Here is a 17,957-nt window from a genome sequence, read left to right as displayed (position 1 = left end):
GGTCAGGGCAGGAGAACGACCTTTCCGCCGGGGTGGCCGCCGGCGACCAGCCGGTGCGCCTCGGCCGCTTCCGCCAGCCCGAACGTACGCGAGATCGGGATCTCCAGCCGTCCCTGCGCGGCCAGCGGCAACAACCGCTGCCACGCCTGAGCCCGGATCTCGGTCCCGGGATCGCCGCCCGGGCCGCCCCCGATCAGCTGGATGCCCGTGTCACCACGGCCGAACGCGACCGCCGAAACGATCTTCTTGGGGTCCGGCACCAGTTCCAGTGACGCGTCGATGGCCTCGTCCGTGCCCACCGCGTCGAACACGGCGTCCACTCCGGACGGCGCGGCCTCGCGCAGGCGTTCGAGCAGGCCGGGGCCGTAGGCGACGGGCACCGCGCCATGCTCACGCAGCAGCTCATGACGGCTTTCGCTCGCGGTGCCGAGCACCGTGGCGCCCGCCGCGACCGCCAGCTGTACCGCGATGAAACCGACCGCACCGGACGCCCCGTGTACCACGAGCGTGTCACCCTCCCCCACGTTGAGCAGCGTCAGGCCGTGCACCGCCGTGCCGCCCGCGAGAAGCAGTCCGGACGCCGTCTCCCAGGACACCTCCGGCGGTTTCGGCACCACCACCGCCGCGTCCGCGACGACCTCGGTCGCGTAACCGCCGGTCACCGAAAAGGCGACGACCTCGTCTCCGACGGCCAGCGGACCCGCCGGCCCGGCCGCCTCTTCCCCGACCGCGGTGATCACTCCGGCGACCTCGAGCCCCACCGGCATCGGCAGCATCGCGGGATCGCTGCCGAAAGCGCCGCTGTAGCGCTTGTAGTCGATCGGGTTCACCCCGGCCGCCCTGACCTGAATCACCACCTGCCCGGTGCCGGGGGCCGGCACCTCGCGCTCCACAACGGACAAATTCTCTGGTCCACCAAAACCGGTGGCAACAACTGCGATAGCCATGCCGCTGACAACCGGCTCCCGTCCCGCGATATTCCGTTAGCGGGCATTCAGGTGCACGATTTTCATCCTGGTCATCTCGTCCAGCAGTTCGGGGCCATAGCCGAAACCGTCGCCGCTGGCCTTGCGCGGCTGCGCCGCACCGCCCGGCGCGCCGCCGAACACCGCATTGACCTTCACGGTGCCGACCGGCAGCTCGCGCCACGCACGCTGGGCGTGTTCCATCGAGTCGGTCAGCACGGTCGCGGCCAGCCCGTAACGGTCGTCGCAGGCCTCGCGCAACGCCTGATCGAAGTCCTCGACCACACGAACCGGCGCGACCGGGCCGAACGTCTCCTCCCGCATCACCCGCATCCACGGCGTGCAGCCGGTGAGGACCGTCGCCGGGTAGAAAGGACCTTCGTCCGGGACTTCCCCGCCGGTGAGCAGCTCCGCGCCCTTGTCCAACGCGTCGACGACGTGCTCGTGCACCTGATCGCGCTGGCGGCGGTCCACCAGCGGGGGCATCGGCACCTCGTCCGGGCGCTTGCGGGCCTCGCCGGTCAGTGCGGCCAGGAATTCCGGCGCGAGATCGCGATGCACGTAGATCCGTTCCACGGACACGCAGATCTGGCCGGCGTTGGCGAAAGCCCCCTGGGCGGCCTGCCCGGCGGCCCACCGAGGGTCGACGCCGGCGTCCACGATCAGCGGGTCGTTCCCGCCGTTCTCCAGCAGTGCCTTCGCCCCGGTACGCGCCGTGGCCACCGCGATCGAACGGCCGGTGGCGGTGCTGCCGACGTGTGCGACCACGTCCACGTCCGGGTGCGCCGCCAGCTTCGTCCCGGTCCGGCCGTCGCCCGGGACCCAGCGCAACACGCCGGGCGGCAGGTGCCGGGCGAGGATGCCGGTGAGCGCCTGCCCCGTTCGCGGGCAGCGTTCGCTGGGCTTGTGGATCACCACGTTGCCGGTGGCCAGCGCGGCCCCGAGCAGCCCGCAGGCGACCGCGACCGGGTCGTTCCACGGCGTCAGCGCGACCACCACCCCACGCGGTTCGGGCACCATCAGGTCCGTCGCGCCCCAGTCACCCCGGAGAGTGCGCCCCCGGTGCACCGGCCCGAGCTCCGCGTACTGCTCCAGCGTTCCAGCGCCCGCCAGCACGCCGCCCACACCGTCCTCGACCAGCTTGCCGGTCTCGCGATTGTTCAGTTCGGCCAGCTCGCCGGCACGCTCGCGCAACTCGGCGGCGGCGGCACGCAAAGCCGAGGCCCGTTCGCCCGCCGGTGTGCGAGTCCAGCCGGGGAACACCCGGCGGGCGGCCATGACCGCATCGCCGGCCTCTCCTTCGGCCGCCACCGGCACATCGCGCTCGATCAGGTCTGTCATGTACCGACGAGTACCCGGCCGAACTCGATCGACACCTGCGGAAAACGGGTTGGCGATCCGGCAGCCCACCGCCATCGCCGACGCGGTACTCGCGTGGTTTTCCGGGGTCGCGCAGACCGCTCAGCGGGCAGTGACCGTTCTGGACACGGAGACGCATCTGATCGCCGCACTGGAACGGCACGGATTCATGCGCCAGAACCGCCCTTGGTTCCACAGCTAGATGTCGCGTCCGCTGACCGACCTGCCGCAACCGGCGTTGCCGGCGGGATACCGGGCGCGACCGATTCGAAGCGAGGAGGATTTGCCTGGTCGGGTAGCCGTGCACCGGGCAGCCTGGCACCCTTCCCGGGTCACCACCGGCAGCTATCGCGACGTGATGGCCGCCTGGCCCTGTCGTGCTGATCTGGACTGGGTCGTGAAAACTCCCGACGGCAGTCTCGTGGCCAATTGCCTGATCTGGCTGGACGAACGGAACCGGGTCGGGGAGTTGGAGCCGGTCGGCACGGACCCACGGTTCCGGCGCAAGGGCCTGAGCCGCGCGGTGTGCCTGGCGGCCCTGCACGCTCTGCGCGCGACCGGCGCGCCACGAGGGCGATCTGTATCCCGTGCAGGGCCATCCGGACCACCCGGCGGCCGTTCCCCGCTACCGGAGCATGGGATTCCGGCCGGATGCCCGCACCATCGCCTTCACGAAGGTAGTCCCGGCATGACATGGATCTTGGGGCCGGGACCGGCGTCCGCCGGTCCCGGCCGTCCGATGTGGATAACCGGCGGCCGGGCTCGACCACGTTCGCCGTGAGGCTCGCCGCGTTGCACGCGTCGATTACGGCGTCATACGCCTGGACCTGGCGAGGTCGGAGGTCCAGGTGGTGCCGCCGTCGGGGTTTGGGTTACTGTCCAAAAAGGACTCTGCTCCACGCGGTGGTGCCCGCGGCAGTGGCCGTTGTCCTCGCCGGTCGGTCCGTCCTGGCGATACGGCTGGGTGTGGTCGACGTGCGCAGGATGCCGATCGTGGCGTGGCACCCTCTACGACGCGGTGAACGGACACGCGCGTTTACGGGAACCATGTGGCGGCACAACGGTTACCGAGGTCGGCGGACGGCCGTATCGTGCTGGCGGTGGAGGTGTCGCCGACACATCAGCGGCGCCGCGACTGCTCCGCCAGGCTCCACAGCAACGGAATGCCGTCGTCCTCGCCGGAGTAGTCGTCCGCCCGGGCGTGCATCGGCCCGACCGTCGCCTGCCATCGGATGTTCGCGGGGTGGTCACGAAGAGCTTGGCGCATCGCGCGGTAGTCCTCGACGTCGATCAGGTGGAACAGATGCCGGCCGTCGCGCCAGATCCGCCAATCCTTCACGCCGTTTTCCGCCAGCGCCGCGGCGGCGTCCGCGGGGACTGTCCCGTGAATGGCCTCGTAGTCGGCCTCCCGGCCGGGGGCCAGGACGGTGTGGAGTGCGATCTCGGGCATGCGCAGACGATACATCGGATCTTTAGTTGTTCAAGAACAACGAGGCCGCCGGATCGGAGCGGGAAGCGTCCACCCCGTCGCCGTGCGTGAAGTCGGCCTGCTCGTGGCCCGCCCAGTCCGCGATCGGCCGGCCTCCGGCGCTGAGGTGATGGTAGGCCGAGCCAGCCCAGCCGAACTGGTACACGGTGTGGTGATCCGGGTAGAAGTCGGCGTAGGGACCGCCGTCGACGAGTTGCTTGGACATCGTGTTGTCGAAGAAGACGTTCTGCGGCCCGGTCGCCCCCGACCATTTCACCGCCTTCTGCCCCGCACCCCACCAGATCGGGTACCAGGCGGAGTCGTCGGGACCGTCCGAACCACCCTCGTCGCCGCAGTTCGTGCGGCAGTTCCCCGGCCGGTGACCGGCGGGCACCCGGACGGTGTTCCGCTCGAACAGGTTGCGCCGCTCCCAGCCGCCGTGGAGGTTGAGATCGGCGTCGAAGTCGTTGCCGATCACCACGTTGTCCGAGGCGGACCACTGGAACGTGAAGTGCCGCAGGTTGCGAGACACGTTGCCGACGTAGAGGGAATCCCACACCCGGGAGCCGCGCAGGTAACCGTTGCCGCCCTTGCCCTTGTTCCACGAGCCGTTGAAGTTGTTGTGCGAGATCTCGATGTTCTTGGCTTCCTCGGTGGCGATCGGATGCGACCCGGTCAGGTAGGTGGCGATCCCGCGCACCCAGCAGTCGACCGCCCACTTGAAGACAATGCCGTTCAGGGCGTCGGCCGGCGACATGTTGCCGTAGTTGTGGACCGCCTGGGCGGCATCGAGGCCCGGAACGTCCTCGCTGAGGTGGAAGTTCTCCAGCCCGACCCCGACCACGGGATCCACCAGCGGCGAGGCCTTCGAATCGTAGGTCTTCCCGTCGATCGGCGCCGAGCCGTCCGAGGTGGAGTCGACCGGCACGTCGAACTCCAACGGCTTGTCGAGCGTGATGGTGTGCGCGTCCTCGTCCACCGCGGCGATGCCGAAGATCTGCTGGCGCATGTGCAGGTTCTGCAGTTTCTGGTCCGTGGGTAACGCCTGCTGCCGACGGTAGAACTCCATGGTGTTCGCCGCCCTGATGGTGACGTTGCCGCCCACCTTGAAGTTCTTCATGCCGGCCTTGGCCAGGTAGACCACGGTGTCCCCGGTCCGCGCCGAGAAACCCGCGCCGCCCGGCTTTTCCCGCAGCTTCACGCCGGCCTTCCAGTGCACGTTGACGGAGCCTTCGAAGATGTCCTTCCGGTTCGCCGGCGCGGACTCGTAGTCCTCGCGGTAGCCGGGGTCGACCTCACGCGACTGGACCCGGAACAGGGCCCGCCCCGGCCACAGCCACCCGCCGCTGCCGTCACCGGAGTCCATCCCGTCGGGGTCCCAGGTGCTCCCGTCCTGGGTGAGCTTGTCGTACCGCGTGTTGTCGTCGGGGTGAAAGACCAGCCGGGTGCCGGTGGCCGGATCCGCACCGGCACCGCGAATGATCAGGTAGTCGGCGTCGACGCTGAGCTGCCGAGTCACGTCGAGCACCCCGGCCGGCAGGGTGATCAGCGACAACCTGGTGTAGGACGCCGACGGCGAGCAGTCCTTCTTGATCCGGTCGATGGCCGCCTGCAGCGCGCCGGTGTCGTCACGGTCGTCGTTGGGCGTCACGGCCGGCGTGACTCGGCATTTCGGATCCGGGTTGAGGTCCTGCTCAGTCGGCAGCCCCGCGCCCTGCCGGTACCCGGCCTTCGACCAGTCGGGCAGGCCAGGGATCGGCGCCCGCCGGTTCCCGGCGCTGGTGTCCACGACGGGCAGGGCGGCCCGGGTCGGCGGCGGCGCCGCGGGCACGCTCCATGGAGCGTGGGTCTTCCCTCCCGAATTCCCGCCGGACGGCCAGACGAGGAACGTGACCACGCCGGCGACCACGGCCACCACCGCAGGCACGCCGAGCAGCAACCGCTTGCGACCATCCACCCACCGCACGGTACCGGTTCCGGTACGTGAAGACTTCCCGTTCCGGTTGGAAACCCCGGTAAACTTCCGCGGTACCCGCAGCCGCGACTCACCTTCTTCGGGTGGTGCCGGGCGCGCACCCCGGCTTCGACGCTATCCCTTGTGGCGCGACCGATCCTGAGCGGGTACACCTCGGTGCAGCGCAGGCGTTTCCTGGTGCTCGCCGTGTTGCGCCCGATGCTGACGGTGGCGGTGCTGGTGCTGTTGTACTACGTGCTCCCGGTCGACCGGCAGCTGGACGTGTGGACGCTCGTGCTGCTGGTCGGCGGTTTGTGCCTGGTGGTGGCGGTGGTGGTGTGGCAGGTGATGGTGATCGTGCGGTCGCGGCATCCCCTCCTGCAGGGCGTCCAGGCCCTGGCCATCGTCGTGCCGCTCTTCCTGCTGGTCTTCGCCGACGTCTACTACCTGCTGTCGCTGGGCAGGCCGGGCAGCTTCAGCGAAGGGCTCACCCGGACCGACGCGCTCTATTTCGTGGTGACGGTGTTCGCCACGGTCGGCTTCGGTGACATCACGCCGGTCACCACGACCGCCCGCGTCCTGGTCACCTTCCAGATGGTCGGTGATCTGCTCGTGCTGGGCGTGGTGCTGAAGGTCATCGTCAACGCGGTTCAGCAGGGCCGGCAGCATCCCCATCCGCCGGAATGAGTTCTCCGGTCGCGATGACGACCATGCCGGTCGAGGTCCGGGGATCGAACGATTCCCGCGCCCTCCCTCGGTGCCGTGGACGGCCACCGGCGTCAGCCCGCCCCGCATCATCGCGGTGACTTCGGCCGCCTCGTGGAATGGAGGAAGTGGTGGCACCAGCCGGCCGGGCCGTCGGGCCTGACCAGTGAGATCGAGGTCATGGCTGACCATTTGTCGCCGATCCTGATCGGCATGACGCTGCTGGGGGCAGGCCGGATGGAACATGTCGGGGTCGAGTGTGTCCATCGGTATTCCTACGGTAGTCAGATACCTTCGAAAGTAGCCAGTTTTTCATGGATACCTTCGCGGCCGCGGGCGCGCTCCTGGCGCCTGTTTCCTGTCATCGAGATGCGAAGGGGCACCGCATGCGTGTCGTCAGGTTTCGTGACTACGGTCCACCAGAGGTGCCGCAAGTGGACCGGCTGCCTGATCCGGAGCCAGGCCCCGGCGACGTGCCGGTCCGCGTCACGACCGCGGGGATCGGGTTCGCCGATGTGCGGATCCGGGCGGGCCTGACGCGCTCGTCCGGTCCGGATCCGCCGTTGCCGTTCGCCCCACCTCGAACGCTCCCTCGACGACGACGCGCTACCAGCGCAACCAAATCCGGTGACAGATACCGACAGATACCGTGACTCGTCACACTCCCCCTGCTGGAGGATCACACGCCGACTACCGTGGACCATAATCGAACACGTGATCGATAGGGGTGGTTTGTCTGTTTCTCAGGGCGAGTTCGGGCACGCGGTGCCGGTCCGGCCCGCCGTGGGCAGCGGCAGCGCGCAGGTTCCCCGGTGCTGCCCGCGCGGGCACCAGCTCCGGATCGGCGGCGCCGGGAACGGCTGGTCCCATTTCTACGACCTTCCCGACGTCACCTGCCGCGTATGCGCGGCGTTGGGGAACGGCCCGGCAACCTGGTGCCTGATCAACCCGACCAGCCAGTATCCGGCGGACGCCGCGCCGGTGCGCGGGCTGGCCCTGGTCGTGTTTCCGCCCTCGCGGCGGGGCGGCATCGGCCGGATCGAGCTGCGGCTGAACACGCGCGTGACCGGTGAGGTGCACCTGGCGGCGTGCGGACCTTGCCGGCGGGCCGTCATCACGCGGGTCGAGGTGGCCGAGGCGCCGGTCAGCTTCCGGCGCCTCGGCTACGGCCGGGTGCTGGTCGCGGCGGCGCTGGCGCGGGCCCCGGCGACTCGCTACCGCTGGTCCACGGCCGCCCTACCGGACACGGTCGAAGCCCGGGCGTTCTGGGCCGCGATCGATTTCCCCGGCGAAGTCGGCCGCCCCGGCTACTGTTCCGACATGTAGCGCCGACACACCGCCGTCGGTCCCGACCGCCCGCTGAACCCGCGAGTCGCCCTTCCACGACACCCGAGTCGCCCCTCCACGACACCCGAGTCGCCTTTTCGCGACACCCGAGTCGCCCTTCCGCGGCACCCGAGTGCGGGACTCGCGCACCGCCGACGTGGGACTCGCGGGGCCGGGGAAAACCGGGAAAGCACGGCCCGTCACGAATGGTGATGTTCGGGCGAGCCACCCATCATGCGCAGCATCGCCACCCCACCGGTGCGCACGAACCGCACGACGAGCACGGCGGCCAGCGCGAGGAACACGATGTTGAGCCAGGTCGTGTAGTTCCACGAGACGCTCGCCTCCAGCACCTTCGCGGAACGCTCCGCCGGGATGAGACCGGTGACGCCGAACACCAGCTCGACGAGGTAGCCCGCGACCACCATCGCGAGGTAGAAGACGCCGAAGATCACGAGCGCCATGCGGGTGCCGTAGTACTTCCGGTAGATGTTGAGGATCGGCAGGATGATCAGGTCGGCGAAGATGAACGCGAGCACGCCGCCGAAGCTGATCCCGCCGTTCCACAGCACCGCCGCCAGCGGCACGTTGCCGATCGAGCAGACGAACGACAGGATCGACACGATCGGGCCGACGATCGGTCCCCACAGCGCGGACAGCACCGGGTGGTCGGTGAAGAAGAACGCCCGCCAGAACTCCTCCGGCACCCAGGCACCGACGGCGCCGGCGATGAGCAGGCCGATGACCAGGTCCCGCAGGATCGCGGCCCACTCCATGACGAACACGTGCGAGACCGACGTGAACCCGTCACCGGAAAGCAGCCGCCGCCAGAACGATCCCGCTCGCCGGACCGACATGTCCATCGCCGCGTGGCCCTCCATCGACCCGGCCAGCCCACGCTGTGCCTGCACGCGGGCGTCGTCGAGCAGCCGTCGCCGGACGAACAGCCGGAACAGCAGGGCCACGCCCACGATCATCAGCGGCCCGCCGATGAACTCCGCGGCGGTGAACTGCCAGCCCAGCAGCAGGGCCATGATGATGCCGAGTTCGACCACCAGGTTCGTGGAGCTGATCTCGAAGGCCATCGCCGCGATGAAGTTCGCGCCCTTCCGGAACAACGACCGCGCCAGCGCCACCGCCGCGTAGGAGCAGGACGAGGACGCCGCCCCCAGTCCGGTCGCGACGGCGAGCGTGCGTGGCCGGTCGTCGCCCAGCAACCGTACGATCGTCGACTTCCTGACGACCGACTGAACCACCGCGGAGAGCGCGAATCCGATGATCAACGCCCAGAGGACCTCCCAGGTCATCGATCCCGCCAGCGCGAGCGCACGGCCGATCTCGGCCATTCCGACCACCTCCAATACCCCTAAGGGGTATTAAGAACACGACGGTACCGCTCAGCGCCGCGGCTGTCACGCGTATTCCCGTGATCACGGAAATGATTCATGGCGTCAGGAGCAACGAGACGTGCGTGCCACCCAGCGACGAACTGTTGACCAGAACGGACCACGCTCGGCACCCGTGGCCCACGCGTTCAGGACGAGTGCGACCGACAGCTGCGCACCCGCACCGGACGCAGGTCGACCAGGTCGGGCGCGATGTCCAGCGGGTACCCGCCGAACGCACGTTCCAGCACCGGATGTCCGGCCTTTGCCAGCGCTCACCGCAGCCGGGCGAGATAGACCACACCGCGCGCGCTGGCCGGAGGTGATTCACCCAGACGCGGTCGATCAGCCCGTCCGGCGAAACCGGATGGCCGAGGTGCACGAGCAGCACGGCCAGGATGGCGCGCCGCCTGGCGGGCCCGATGTCCACCGGCCTGCCCGCCTCCCGCATTCCGATGGTGCCCAGCGCGCTGAACCACATCCGGTACCCCACGGCTCGCCCACTGCCCCCCTGCATGGACCAGCCGGAGCAGAAACTCATCGGCTGTTCGTGTGCAGGCCCGCCGCGACCGCGTGGCAGGCGCCCTGGCCTTCCGCGCGCGCGACGACATGGCCGCCTTCGACGCGGACGGCCGCCTCGGTTTCGTCGCTGACCGCGAGCACGCCCGCCGCCGCGGAGAAGGCGCCCGAGGAGTCACACACGATTTGCACGCGCGGCCATGCCGACGGCGGTACGGCCTGCCGCAGACAGCCAAAAAACTCGGCGACGGCCAGGCGGGCCAGTGGCGCGAACTCGCCCGGATCACTGGTGACCAGGACGGCGGTGACCTCGGCCCCGGCACGGACGGCCTGTTCCACGGCGGCGAGCCGGTGCAGGCCGAGGACGGCCACCACACCGTCGTGACCCGGCCGCGCGAATTCGGCACGCGCCATGTCGATCTCGCGCGGCGGAGCCCACGGCCGGCCCACCGGTTGTACCGGGGGAACGGCGGCGGGGGGAGCCCAGAAGTCGTTGAACGCAAGCCCGGCGAGCTGTTCGCAGGCGCTGACGACATCGAACGGTTCGACGAAACCCGGCGCGGCCGCGGCCAACTGGCTCGCCCCGTGCAGGGTCGTGAGCACGGTTCGGGCCAGGCGCACCAGCCGGCCGGGTGGCGCCCCGGCGGGCGTTTCCGGCGGCTCCAAGTGCTCCAACGCCAGCGCGAGCAGCAGCGCGTCCAGCTTCATCAGCTGTGTGAAAGGGCGTCTCACCCGTTCGTCGGCGAGGATCTCCGGGATAACGTCCCGGCCGAGCCGGTCGCGTTCGCTCACCGGCAACCGGGCGACCCAGGCGCGGGCGAACGCGCCGAGGGCGTCCCGGACGCTGCGGCCTCGCTCGGGGTGCGGCGCCCCGGGTGCCCGCTCGGCGAGGTCGGCCAGGACCGCGAAGTAGAGGGCGCGCTTACCCGGGAAGTTCGAGTAGACCGCGCCACGGGTGAGCTCGGCACGCTCGGCGATCGCGTCGATCTTGGCCTCCCGGAAGCCGCGTTCGGCGAACTCGTCCCGGGCGGCGGCCAGCACCTTCGCGCGGTTGCACTCCTGCATCTCCGCCCTGGTCAGCCGGGCCATCGTCCTCCTCCGCTCGGTCGTCATCAAGATATCGGCACCCCGCGTCGCCAGAAGTGCCGGCCGCATTCGTATGATTGCATCATCTGTTCACATCATCTGAATTTCGGAGGACTCCATGGCCGACATCCCCGAGATCGACCTGACCGGCGCCGAAGTGCTGCGCGACCCCTTCGCCGCCTACGGGCGGGTGCGCGAGGCCTCGCCGCTGGCCCGGATCCGGATACCAGGCATGGGCCCGGTCTGGGTCGTCACCCGGCACGAGGACGCCAGGGCGATGCTGAGCGACCCGCGGTTCGGGCTGCGCGGCGCCAGTTTCCTCCGGCCGGACGTGCCCGGGGAGTACCTGCCCTACCTGCGCACGATGTCCGAAATGGAGGGATCCGGCCACCGGCGGCTGCGCAAACTTGTGGCACCGGCGTTCACACCGCGCCGGGCCGCCGAGTTCCGGCCGCGGATCGAGCCGATCGTGGACGACCTCCTCGACGGCCTGGCCGGCCACGCCGGGCACGGAACCGTGGACCTGCTGCGGCATTTCGCCCGGCCGTTGCCGATGGACGTGATCTGTGAGCTCGTCGGCATTCCGGAGGCGGACCGCCCGCGCTGGCGGGAGTACGGCGCCACGGTCGTCGCGGGTTCGGGCCCGGGTTTCGCCGAAGCGGTGCCGGGCATCGTCGACGACGCCAAGGCCGCCATCGCGAGCCGTCGGGCCGAGCCGGCCGACGACCTGCTCACCGATCTCATCCGCGCCCACGAGGACGGCGACCGGCTCAGCGACGACGAACTGGTCACGATGGTCTTCCACCTGGTCATCGCGGGACAGACGCCAACGAACCTCATCGCCAACTCCGTGGCCGCCCTGCTGTCCCACCCGGAGCAACTCGCCGCCCTGCGCGTGGGCGCCGGAGGCCCGCCCCAGGCCGTCGACGAGCTGATTCGCTGGTGCGGTCCGACCTTGCTGACGATCCCGCGCTATGCGGAGGAGGACGTCGAACTCCACGGCACACTTGTGCACAAGGGTGAGCCGATCACCGCCGCGGTCGCCGCCGTCAATCGCGACCCGCGCGCCTTCACCGAACCCGGCCGGCTCGACCTCACCCGCGGCAACGCGTCAGCGGGTCATCTCGGCTTCGGCCACGGCCCGCACTTCTGCCTCGGCGCGTCCCTGGCCCGCGTGCAGACGGAAGTCGCGCTCACCGCCATCCTGCGCCGGTTCCCCAGCCTGTCGCTCGCGACTCCCGCCGAGGACGTGCGCGCCCCCGACCCCGGCACCTGGCGGCTCACCGAACTGCCCGTGACCCTCCGATGAGGTGTGCGTTCACGGCAAGATCAGTAACGCAGGCACGGGAGCGAGGGAGGTGGACCGTGACGACGAGTAACGACGACGAGTAACGCGGAACAGCCCTCGCACGAGGGACCGGCTGGTCCGGCCCTGCTGGAAGCGTTGCTGGAAGGCAAGCGCGTCCGGCCGATCGAGCCGGCGGGTGAGGGCATCTTCGACACGGATGAGGAGCTGGGCGAGTTCCTGTCCTGGGTGTCGGCTGAACGGAAGGCTCATCTCGCGTAGTGGCTCCGGCGGGCACCGACGTGTCCTCGCTGGTGTTCAAGCAGAAGCTCCCGTCGTGGCTCGCGACTCAGTTTGTGGGCCGCCGGCCCGCGATCGCGTTCGTCGAACATCTCGGGGTTCGGTGTCGAGGATTGGGCGGGCTGGAGACCCGTTACCAACCGTGTCGAAGCCCTTGTCTACCGCGCCGAACTCGCGTCCGCCGGCTCGACGATCCCGAGAAGGAGGACGAACTCCTCGCGCGGATCCGCGCCTTCGAAACCACCGAGGCCTCCGGGACGCGCCGACCCGGAGCCAACGTCACTGCTGATAGGACTCGATCTCGCGGACGGGCCGGGCATCCGCGCCGTCCGGGTCCTCGCCGAATTCGCGCCGGGCCCGGCGCCGCCGGAGCAGGTCCCAGCACTGGTCCAGTTGCTCCTCCAGGTGCCGGATCCGCGCCTGCTCGACGTCGCTGAGCCCGCCGCCCACGGCGCGGGACCGCAGCCGGTGCTCCTCGGCGATCAGCTCGTCGATGTCGGCGATGATGTCCTTGTCGGCCATGCCGCTCAACCTACGCTCGGCCACGCGGCGAACGCCTTGCCCAGCGCGACGTCCGCGCCGATTTCCCGCCAGAACCCGGCCTGTTCAGGGGTGTCGACGCCGTCGACACTCACTTGCACATCGGATCGGTGGCAGATCTCGACCATGCTCCGCAGCACCCGGTCGATCACGTGGTCCGCGCCCTGCCTGGCCGCCCGCCGCGCGACGAGCTCCGGGGCGATCCGGATCGCCCGCAACGGCAGGCCTTCCAGGAAAGCCACGTCACCGGCCGCACCGAAACCGTAGGCCGTGGTCGCGACGCCGATGTCGGCCAGCACCATGATGTTGTCCATGGTGTCGCCGCGCTCCCCGTCAAGCGTCCGGGTGGGAAACAGCAGCTCGAGCCGGTCCGGGCGGAAGGCGGCCTGGTCGAGCATGCCGCGCACCGCGCCGACCAGGTCGGGGTCGGCGGCTTGGCCCGCGGTGAGCTTGACGGACAGCCGCAGGTCGCCGGCGCCGGAGCGGACATGTTCGCCCGCCGAGGAGAGCAGCCATTTACCCAGCGGCACCATCAGCCCGGTCCGCTCGGCGAGCGCCACGCACTTCTCGTGTGGCAGCCTGCCGTGGCCGGGGTGGTTCCAGCTCAGCGCGGCCTCGACACCGACCTGCCGGTCATCGGCCAGCCGGACCACCGGCCGGTAGACCACGCCGATCTCCCCGTTCTCCCACGCGCCGGGCATGGACGCGGCCAGCCTGAAGGTCTCCTTGTCCCGCACGTCCTGGGGCGGGTCGAACAGCTGCCACTGCCCGCGGCCGCCGCATTTCGCCCGGCGAACCGTGATGTCGGCGGCACGCAGCAGCTCGGTGGCCTTGGTCCCGGGGGCGGGCCGGTGCACGACACCGACGCTGACGGAAGCGGCCAGACCGTGCTCGCCGTCGACGTAGACCGGTTCGGAAAGCGCGTTCTGGAAGCGCTCGACCATCGACATCACGTCCGGGGTCGCGGGCGTGTTCGTCACCACGATGCCGAACTCGTCGCTGCCGAGCCGGGCCACGATCGCGTCCTGGTCGGCGACCGCCGCCTTCAGCCGATCGGCGACGGTCTTGAGCAGCAGGTCCCCGATCTCGTGACCGAGGCCGTTGCTGGTCAGGGAAAAGCCGTCCAGGTCCAGGTGGTACAGGGTGATCCCGGTCTTCGGGCCGACCTGCCTGAGAGCGCTTTCCAGCCGCGTACGGAAAAACTGCCGGTTGGGCAGACCGGTCAGCGCGTCATGCAGTGCCTGGTGGGTCAGCCGCCGCTGCAGGAGCGACACTTCGCTGTCCGCCTCGACCACGAGGACGAAATGGTCGGCGTGCCCATCGGAGTCACGAATCAGCGAAGCCGTGACGGAAACCCAATCCTCGTCGTCGCTGCCGTGCGCGAGCCGACAGGTTTGCCGAAAGCGCGCGGAATTTCCGGCGACGACATCCTCGTACGCCTCGCGAAGAAGCCCGGCGCTTTGCTGGTCGACGACGTCGAACACGGTGAGGTCCGCCAGTTCGGCGGCCGATCGCCCGAACATCCCGGTCAGCGGTTCGTTGACCCGCAGGAACGCCCCGTCGAGATCGACGAGCGCGATTCCGTTCGGCGAGGACGCGAACACCTCGTCGAACCGCGCCTGGCCGATCAGCCCCGTGCGCCACGTGGTCTCGGAAACCTGGTGCAGCGACTGGTTCAGGCCTTCCTGGCGACGCTGCGTGACCTGGCGGAGGGTCTCGCTGTATCCGGCCATCATCGCGCCCAGCACGACCACGACCCGCTCGGCGAGCCGGTCGAGCCCGGCGAATTCCGGCTGATCCAGCAACGATTTGCCGAGCACCTCGACCGAACGGCGGATACTGTCCCGGCCGACGCACTGCATCTCCACCAGCCGGGCGCCCACCCTGGCCGCCGGCGCGGGCTCGAAGGGATCGCTGAGCATCGCGTCGAAGAGCCGGTTGACCAGGTGCAGCAGGTGCTGCTCGATCTCGGCGTGGGTGAGCGGAAGGTAGGCGGTCGTGCTGATCACATACGCCCACTTGCGGGCGAGCAGGAAGCGTCCCCGCTCGGCCTCGGCGGCCGAAATCAAGGCGCCAGACAGCGGCGGAGAACCGTCACCCGCAGGGGCAGTCATAAGTCATCCCGATCTGGAAACCGACGGCCGGCGACGCGGTGAGCCCCAGATCCCCCGCGCCGCCGTGAAGTCTACTGGTGATCTCCCGTGGAGTTCCACTGTGCGGTCGTTTGCGTTCTGTCGCGTCCCGCGCCCGGCATTTTCGTTCAGAAATGGAAGATTCCGACCACGTTTCGCATCGACCCTGCCCGTACACTCGCCGCGTGACCGCAGACTGGATGCCCCCCGAAGTCGACCTGCGCATACCCAATTCCGCCAGGGTGTACGACTATCTGCTCGACGGTGACCACAATTTCCAGGCCGACCGCGAGCTGGCCGACAAGATCATGCGGATCATGCCGGGTGCCCGCGAGGTCGCGCGGATCAACCGGGCGTTCCTGCGGCGGGCCGCGCTGTTCCTGGTCTCCACCGGGGTGCGGCAGTTCCTTGACATAGGTTCGGGCATCCCCACCGTCGGCAACCTGCACGAAATCGTGCAGCAGGCCGATCCCACGTGCCGGGTGGTCTACGTCGACAAGGATCCGGTGGCCGTCGCGCACAGCCGGTTGCTGCTCAAGGACAACGATCGCGCCACGGTGCTCCACGCGGATCTGCGCGATGTCACGGAAATCTTCGCCGGGGCAGCCGAACTGCTCGACTTCGGTCAGCGGGTCGGCCTGTTCATGTTGCTGCTGCTGCATTTCGCTCCGGACTCCTGGGATCCGTTCGGGATCGTGGCCCGCTACCGGGACCACCTCGCCTCGGGCAGCTACTTCGCGCTGAGCCACGGCTCCGCCGACAGCCAGGTGCCGGGGCAGCCGGAGGCCAGCGAGGAGTACCGGAAGACCCAGACCGACACCTTCACCCGCACGCACGACGAGGTCCTGCGGTTCTTCACCGGATTCGAACTGGTCGAACCGGGACTGGTCGGCAGCGCGTTGTGGCGACCCCAGGGCGTCGGCGACATTTCCGACAATCCGGACCTGAACGCACTGTGCTACGTGGGTGTCGGGCGCAAGCCCTGAAACCCGAGCGAGCTCGATAGGTCGTTGTACATCCGGTCGTCGTGGCCGAATTCCGGAGCGGACTCAACATCCGCCGGGCCCCACCGCGTTTGGAGTGCGCATCTGCCCGAACCACGGAAGGGAGCGACGAGTGCCGGACGGTTTCGACGAGTTCGTCACCGAACGACTCGATCGGCTGCTGCGCTACGCGACCGCGCTGACCTGCGATCCGCACCTGGCCCAGGACGTCGTCCAGGAGGTGCTGCTGCGGGTCCAGCGGCGCTGGCCGAAGATCGCGTCGTTGCGGGCGCCGGACCTCTACGTCCGGCGGATGGTGACGAACGAGTACCTGTCCTGGCGCCGCCGTCGCGCCGCCCGGGACATCGCCTCCGAACACCACACGCTCGACGCGCTCGGCCGGCCGGCCGTGGACCCCGCCGTGGCCTACGCCGAGCGGGACGCCATGCGCGCCCGCATCGCCGTGTTGCCACGCAAACAGCGGGCCGCGCTCGTGCTGCGCTACTACGAGGACCGCACGGACACCGAGATCGGCGAAGTCCTCGGCTGCTCGGCGGGCACCGTCCGCAGCCACATCTCCCGCGCGCTGGGCACCCTGCGGGCGGCGAGCAGTCACGTCACGGAGGTCCTGTCGTGAGTTTCGATTTCACCGAGCCGCTCATCCGCGAGGCGGTGGCCGCCGAGGCCGACCGCGCCCCCCACCCCCAGGCCGTCCTCGACGAACTCCACCGCCGGGCAGGCCGGGTCAGCCGGCGCCGCGGGCCGCTTTTCGCGGTGGCCGCCGCCGTGGTCGTCATCGCCGCGGTCGCCGGGGTGATCGTTCCCCGGCTGTCGCATCGCGGCGCGACGACCGGCCCCGCCACCGGCGCCGCGGCTCCGATCAGCCAGAACGTGCTGCTGGTCGGCGTCGACGACAACGGCTACGCCGATTCCATCGTGCTGGCGCACCTCGGCGAAAACGGCACCGGAGATCTCGTCTCGCTCCCCCGGGACTCCTGGGTGGACATCCCCGGTTCCGGCGAGGACAAGCTGAACGCGGCCTACCGCCTGGGCGGCATCGACAAGCTGGTCGCCACCGTCGGGGAACTCACCGGCGCGCACATCGACCATTACGCCACCGTCGAGATGGCCGCCTTCGGCCGGTTGAGCACCGCCGCCGGCGGCGTCCCGGTTTGCCTGCGGTGGCCCGTCCACGACGGCTTCTCCGGCGCCTCGTTCCCGGCGGGTGAGCAGACCCTGACCGGCCCCTCGGCGCTGGCGTTCCTGCGGCAGCGGCACGGCCTGCCCAACGGCGACCTCGACCGGGTCGTCCGGCTCCAGGCCTTCCTGGCGTCGTTGGCCCGCCGGCTGACCGGGAGTCCGGCCTTGAACGACCCCCAGGCGCTGAACGCCCTGCTCACCGTGGTGCGCGAGAACGTGCGCGTCGATCCGGGCTGGGACCTGCTCGCCTTCGCCGGGCAGCTGCACGGGCTGCGCACCGACCAGCTACGGGCGGCCACCATCCCCATCACCGGCTCCGCGATGCGCGGCCCCGGCCGCGTCGACGCGATCGGCGTCGATCCCGCCCAGGTCCGCTCGTTCGTCCAGGGCCTGATCGCGGGCACGGCGCCCGCTCCCACCACGCCCCCGGAGACGGGCAGCGCCCCGCCGTCCGGCAAGGACGGCTGCGTGAACTGACGGCCGGCCCCGGCCAGGGAAGTGCCCGCACTTCCCTGGCCGGGGCAGCCGAGGGAGCGCACGAGTTCCACGGCCGGTGTCGAGCGGGGAACCCACGCAGGCCCTCGACCAGCCCGCCGACCTCGCCCTCCGGCCGCACGGCGACCCGCGGGAACTGGTTGGTCATCCCGATCTTGTCGCCGCACTCGCGGACCAGCAGCGCACGCTCGGCGAACGGATAGTCGGCGAGTTCGGAGCCATTCACCCCGGCGGGCAGCTTCACCAGCAGGAAGC

At 69.9% G+C, this 17,957-nt stretch carries 18 protein-coding genes; 9 read left to right on the top strand and 9 right to left on the bottom strand.

All coding sequences use genetic code 11. The features are described from left to right. Window positions 1-2: 2 nt before the first annotated feature. Both VJT49_RS31785 and VJT49_RS31780 read right to left on the bottom strand, forming a co-directional pair. Complete coding sequence (locus tag VJT49_RS31785; protein WP_324168672.1) at window positions 3-881, bottom strand: NADP-dependent oxidoreductase; 879 nt, start codon at window positions 879-881, stop codon at window positions 3-5. Between the two features lie 102 nt (window positions 882-983). Next, on the bottom strand, window positions 984-2,306 hold the full coding sequence (locus VJT49_RS31780) for an aldehyde dehydrogenase family protein (protein ID WP_324168671.1): 1,323 nt from the start codon (window positions 2,304-2,306) through the stop codon (window positions 984-986). Window positions 2,307-2,355: 49 nt separating this feature from the next. On the opposite strand from VJT49_RS31780, the gene VJT49_RS31775 reads away from it, so the two are divergent. Next, complete coding sequence (locus tag VJT49_RS31775) at window positions 2,356-2,526, top strand: hypothetical protein (RefSeq protein WP_324168670.1); 171 nt, start codon at window positions 2,356-2,358, stop codon at window positions 2,524-2,526. Then, window positions 2,527-3,105: a GNAT family N-acetyltransferase gene (locus tag VJT49_RS35525; RefSeq protein WP_414636129.1), complete on the top strand. Its 579-nt coding sequence runs from the start codon at window positions 2,527-2,529 to the stop codon at window positions 3,103-3,105. A gap of 339 nt (window positions 3,106-3,444) precedes the next feature. Here VJT49_RS35525 and VJT49_RS31770 read toward each other — a convergent pair whose 3' ends face one another. Next, window positions 3,445-3,774 (bottom strand): L-rhamnose mutarotase, encoded by a 330-nt coding sequence (locus VJT49_RS31770; RefSeq protein ID WP_324168669.1) that lies wholly within the window; start codon window positions 3,772-3,774, stop codon window positions 3,445-3,447. A 22-nt stretch (window positions 3,775-3,796) separates the two neighbouring features. Further along, a complete protein-coding gene (locus VJT49_RS31765) occupies window positions 3,797-5,749 on the bottom strand; it encodes a hypothetical protein (RefSeq protein WP_324168668.1) in 1,953 nt (650 codons plus the stop codon). Window positions 5,750-5,890: 141 nt separating this feature from the next. Here VJT49_RS31765 and VJT49_RS31760 point away from each other — a divergent pair, with 141 nt between their 5' ends. Beyond that, on the top strand, window positions 5,891-6,433 hold the full coding sequence (locus tag VJT49_RS31760) for a potassium channel family protein (protein ID WP_324168667.1): 543 nt from the start codon (window positions 5,891-5,893) through the stop codon (window positions 6,431-6,433). 732 nt (window positions 6,434-7,165) lie between these two features. Beyond that, window positions 7,166-7,777: a GNAT family N-acetyltransferase gene (locus VJT49_RS31755; RefSeq protein WP_324168666.1), complete on the top strand. Its 612-nt coding sequence runs from the start codon at window positions 7,166-7,168 to the stop codon at window positions 7,775-7,777. 200 nt (window positions 7,778-7,977) lie between these two features. Here the strand turns inward: VJT49_RS31755 and VJT49_RS31750 are convergent, their stop codons facing one another. The 3 genes from VJT49_RS31750 to VJT49_RS31740 all read right to left on the bottom strand — a co-directional run bounded on the left by VJT49_RS31750 (window position 7,978) and on the right by VJT49_RS31740 (window position 10,770). Beyond that, window positions 7,978-9,123, bottom strand: coding sequence for a permease (locus VJT49_RS31750; RefSeq protein WP_324168665.1), 1,146 nt, complete (start codon window positions 9,121-9,123; stop codon window positions 7,978-7,980). Window positions 9,124-9,220: 97 nt separating this feature from the next. Beyond that, a complete protein-coding gene (locus tag VJT49_RS31745) occupies window positions 9,221-9,703 on the bottom strand; it encodes a hypothetical protein (RefSeq protein WP_324168664.1) in 483 nt (160 codons plus the stop codon). After that, window positions 9,700-10,770, bottom strand: a complete 1,071-nt coding sequence (locus tag VJT49_RS31740) for a helix-turn-helix domain-containing protein (RefSeq protein WP_324168713.1) — start codon at window positions 10,768-10,770, stop codon at window positions 9,700-9,702. Before VJT49_RS31740 ends, VJT49_RS31745 begins: the two co-directional genes overlap by 4 nt. A gap of 115 nt (window positions 10,771-10,885) precedes the next feature. On the opposite strand from VJT49_RS31740, the gene VJT49_RS31735 reads away from it, so the two are divergent. Further along, window positions 10,886-12,076 (top strand): cytochrome P450, encoded by a 1,191-nt coding sequence (locus tag VJT49_RS31735; protein ID WP_324168663.1) that lies wholly within the window; start codon window positions 10,886-10,888, stop codon window positions 12,074-12,076. A 135-nt stretch (window positions 12,077-12,211) separates the two neighbouring features. Next, on the top strand, window positions 12,212-12,334 hold the full coding sequence (locus VJT49_RS31730) for a hypothetical protein (protein ID WP_324168662.1): 123 nt from the start codon (window positions 12,212-12,214) through the stop codon (window positions 12,332-12,334). Between the two features lie 297 nt (window positions 12,335-12,631). Here the strand turns inward: VJT49_RS31730 and VJT49_RS31725 are convergent, their stop codons facing one another. Together VJT49_RS31725 and VJT49_RS31720 are read right to left on the bottom strand one after the other, a co-directional pair. Continuing rightward, window positions 12,632-12,874: a DUF2630 family protein gene (locus tag VJT49_RS31725; protein WP_324168661.1), complete on the bottom strand. Its 243-nt coding sequence runs from the start codon at window positions 12,872-12,874 to the stop codon at window positions 12,632-12,634. Between the two features lie 5 nt (window positions 12,875-12,879). Further along, window positions 12,880-15,006, bottom strand: a complete 2,127-nt coding sequence (locus tag VJT49_RS31720; protein WP_324168659.1) for a putative bifunctional diguanylate cyclase/phosphodiesterase — start codon at window positions 15,004-15,006, stop codon at window positions 12,880-12,882. Between the two features lie 218 nt (window positions 15,007-15,224). On the opposite strand from VJT49_RS31720, the gene VJT49_RS31715 reads away from it, so the two are divergent. The 3 genes from VJT49_RS31715 (at window position 15,225) to VJT49_RS31705 (ending at window position 17,684) form a co-directional block, all read left to right on the top strand. Beyond that, window positions 15,225-16,010, top strand: coding sequence for an SAM-dependent methyltransferase (locus tag VJT49_RS31715; protein WP_414636132.1), 786 nt, complete (start codon window positions 15,225-15,227; stop codon window positions 16,008-16,010). A gap of 130 nt (window positions 16,011-16,140) precedes the next feature. Next, complete coding sequence (locus VJT49_RS31710) at window positions 16,141-16,644, top strand: SigE family RNA polymerase sigma factor (RefSeq protein ID WP_324168657.1); 504 nt, start codon at window positions 16,141-16,143, stop codon at window positions 16,642-16,644. Further along, a complete protein-coding gene (locus tag VJT49_RS31705) occupies window positions 16,641-17,684 on the top strand; it encodes an LCP family protein (protein WP_324168656.1) in 1,044 nt (347 codons plus the stop codon). The genes VJT49_RS31710 and VJT49_RS31705 overlap by 4 nt, the downstream gene beginning before the upstream one ends. Window positions 17,685-17,957 lie beyond the last annotated feature (273 nt).

This window comes from Amycolatopsis sp., assembly GCF_035276945.1.
In the GTDB taxonomy this organism is placed as follows: Bacteria; Actinomycetota; Actinomycetes; order Mycobacteriales; family Pseudonocardiaceae; genus Amycolatopsis_E.
Note: the sequence above shows the minus strand (reverse complement) of the source record. Positions and strands in the feature narration are given on the sequence as shown.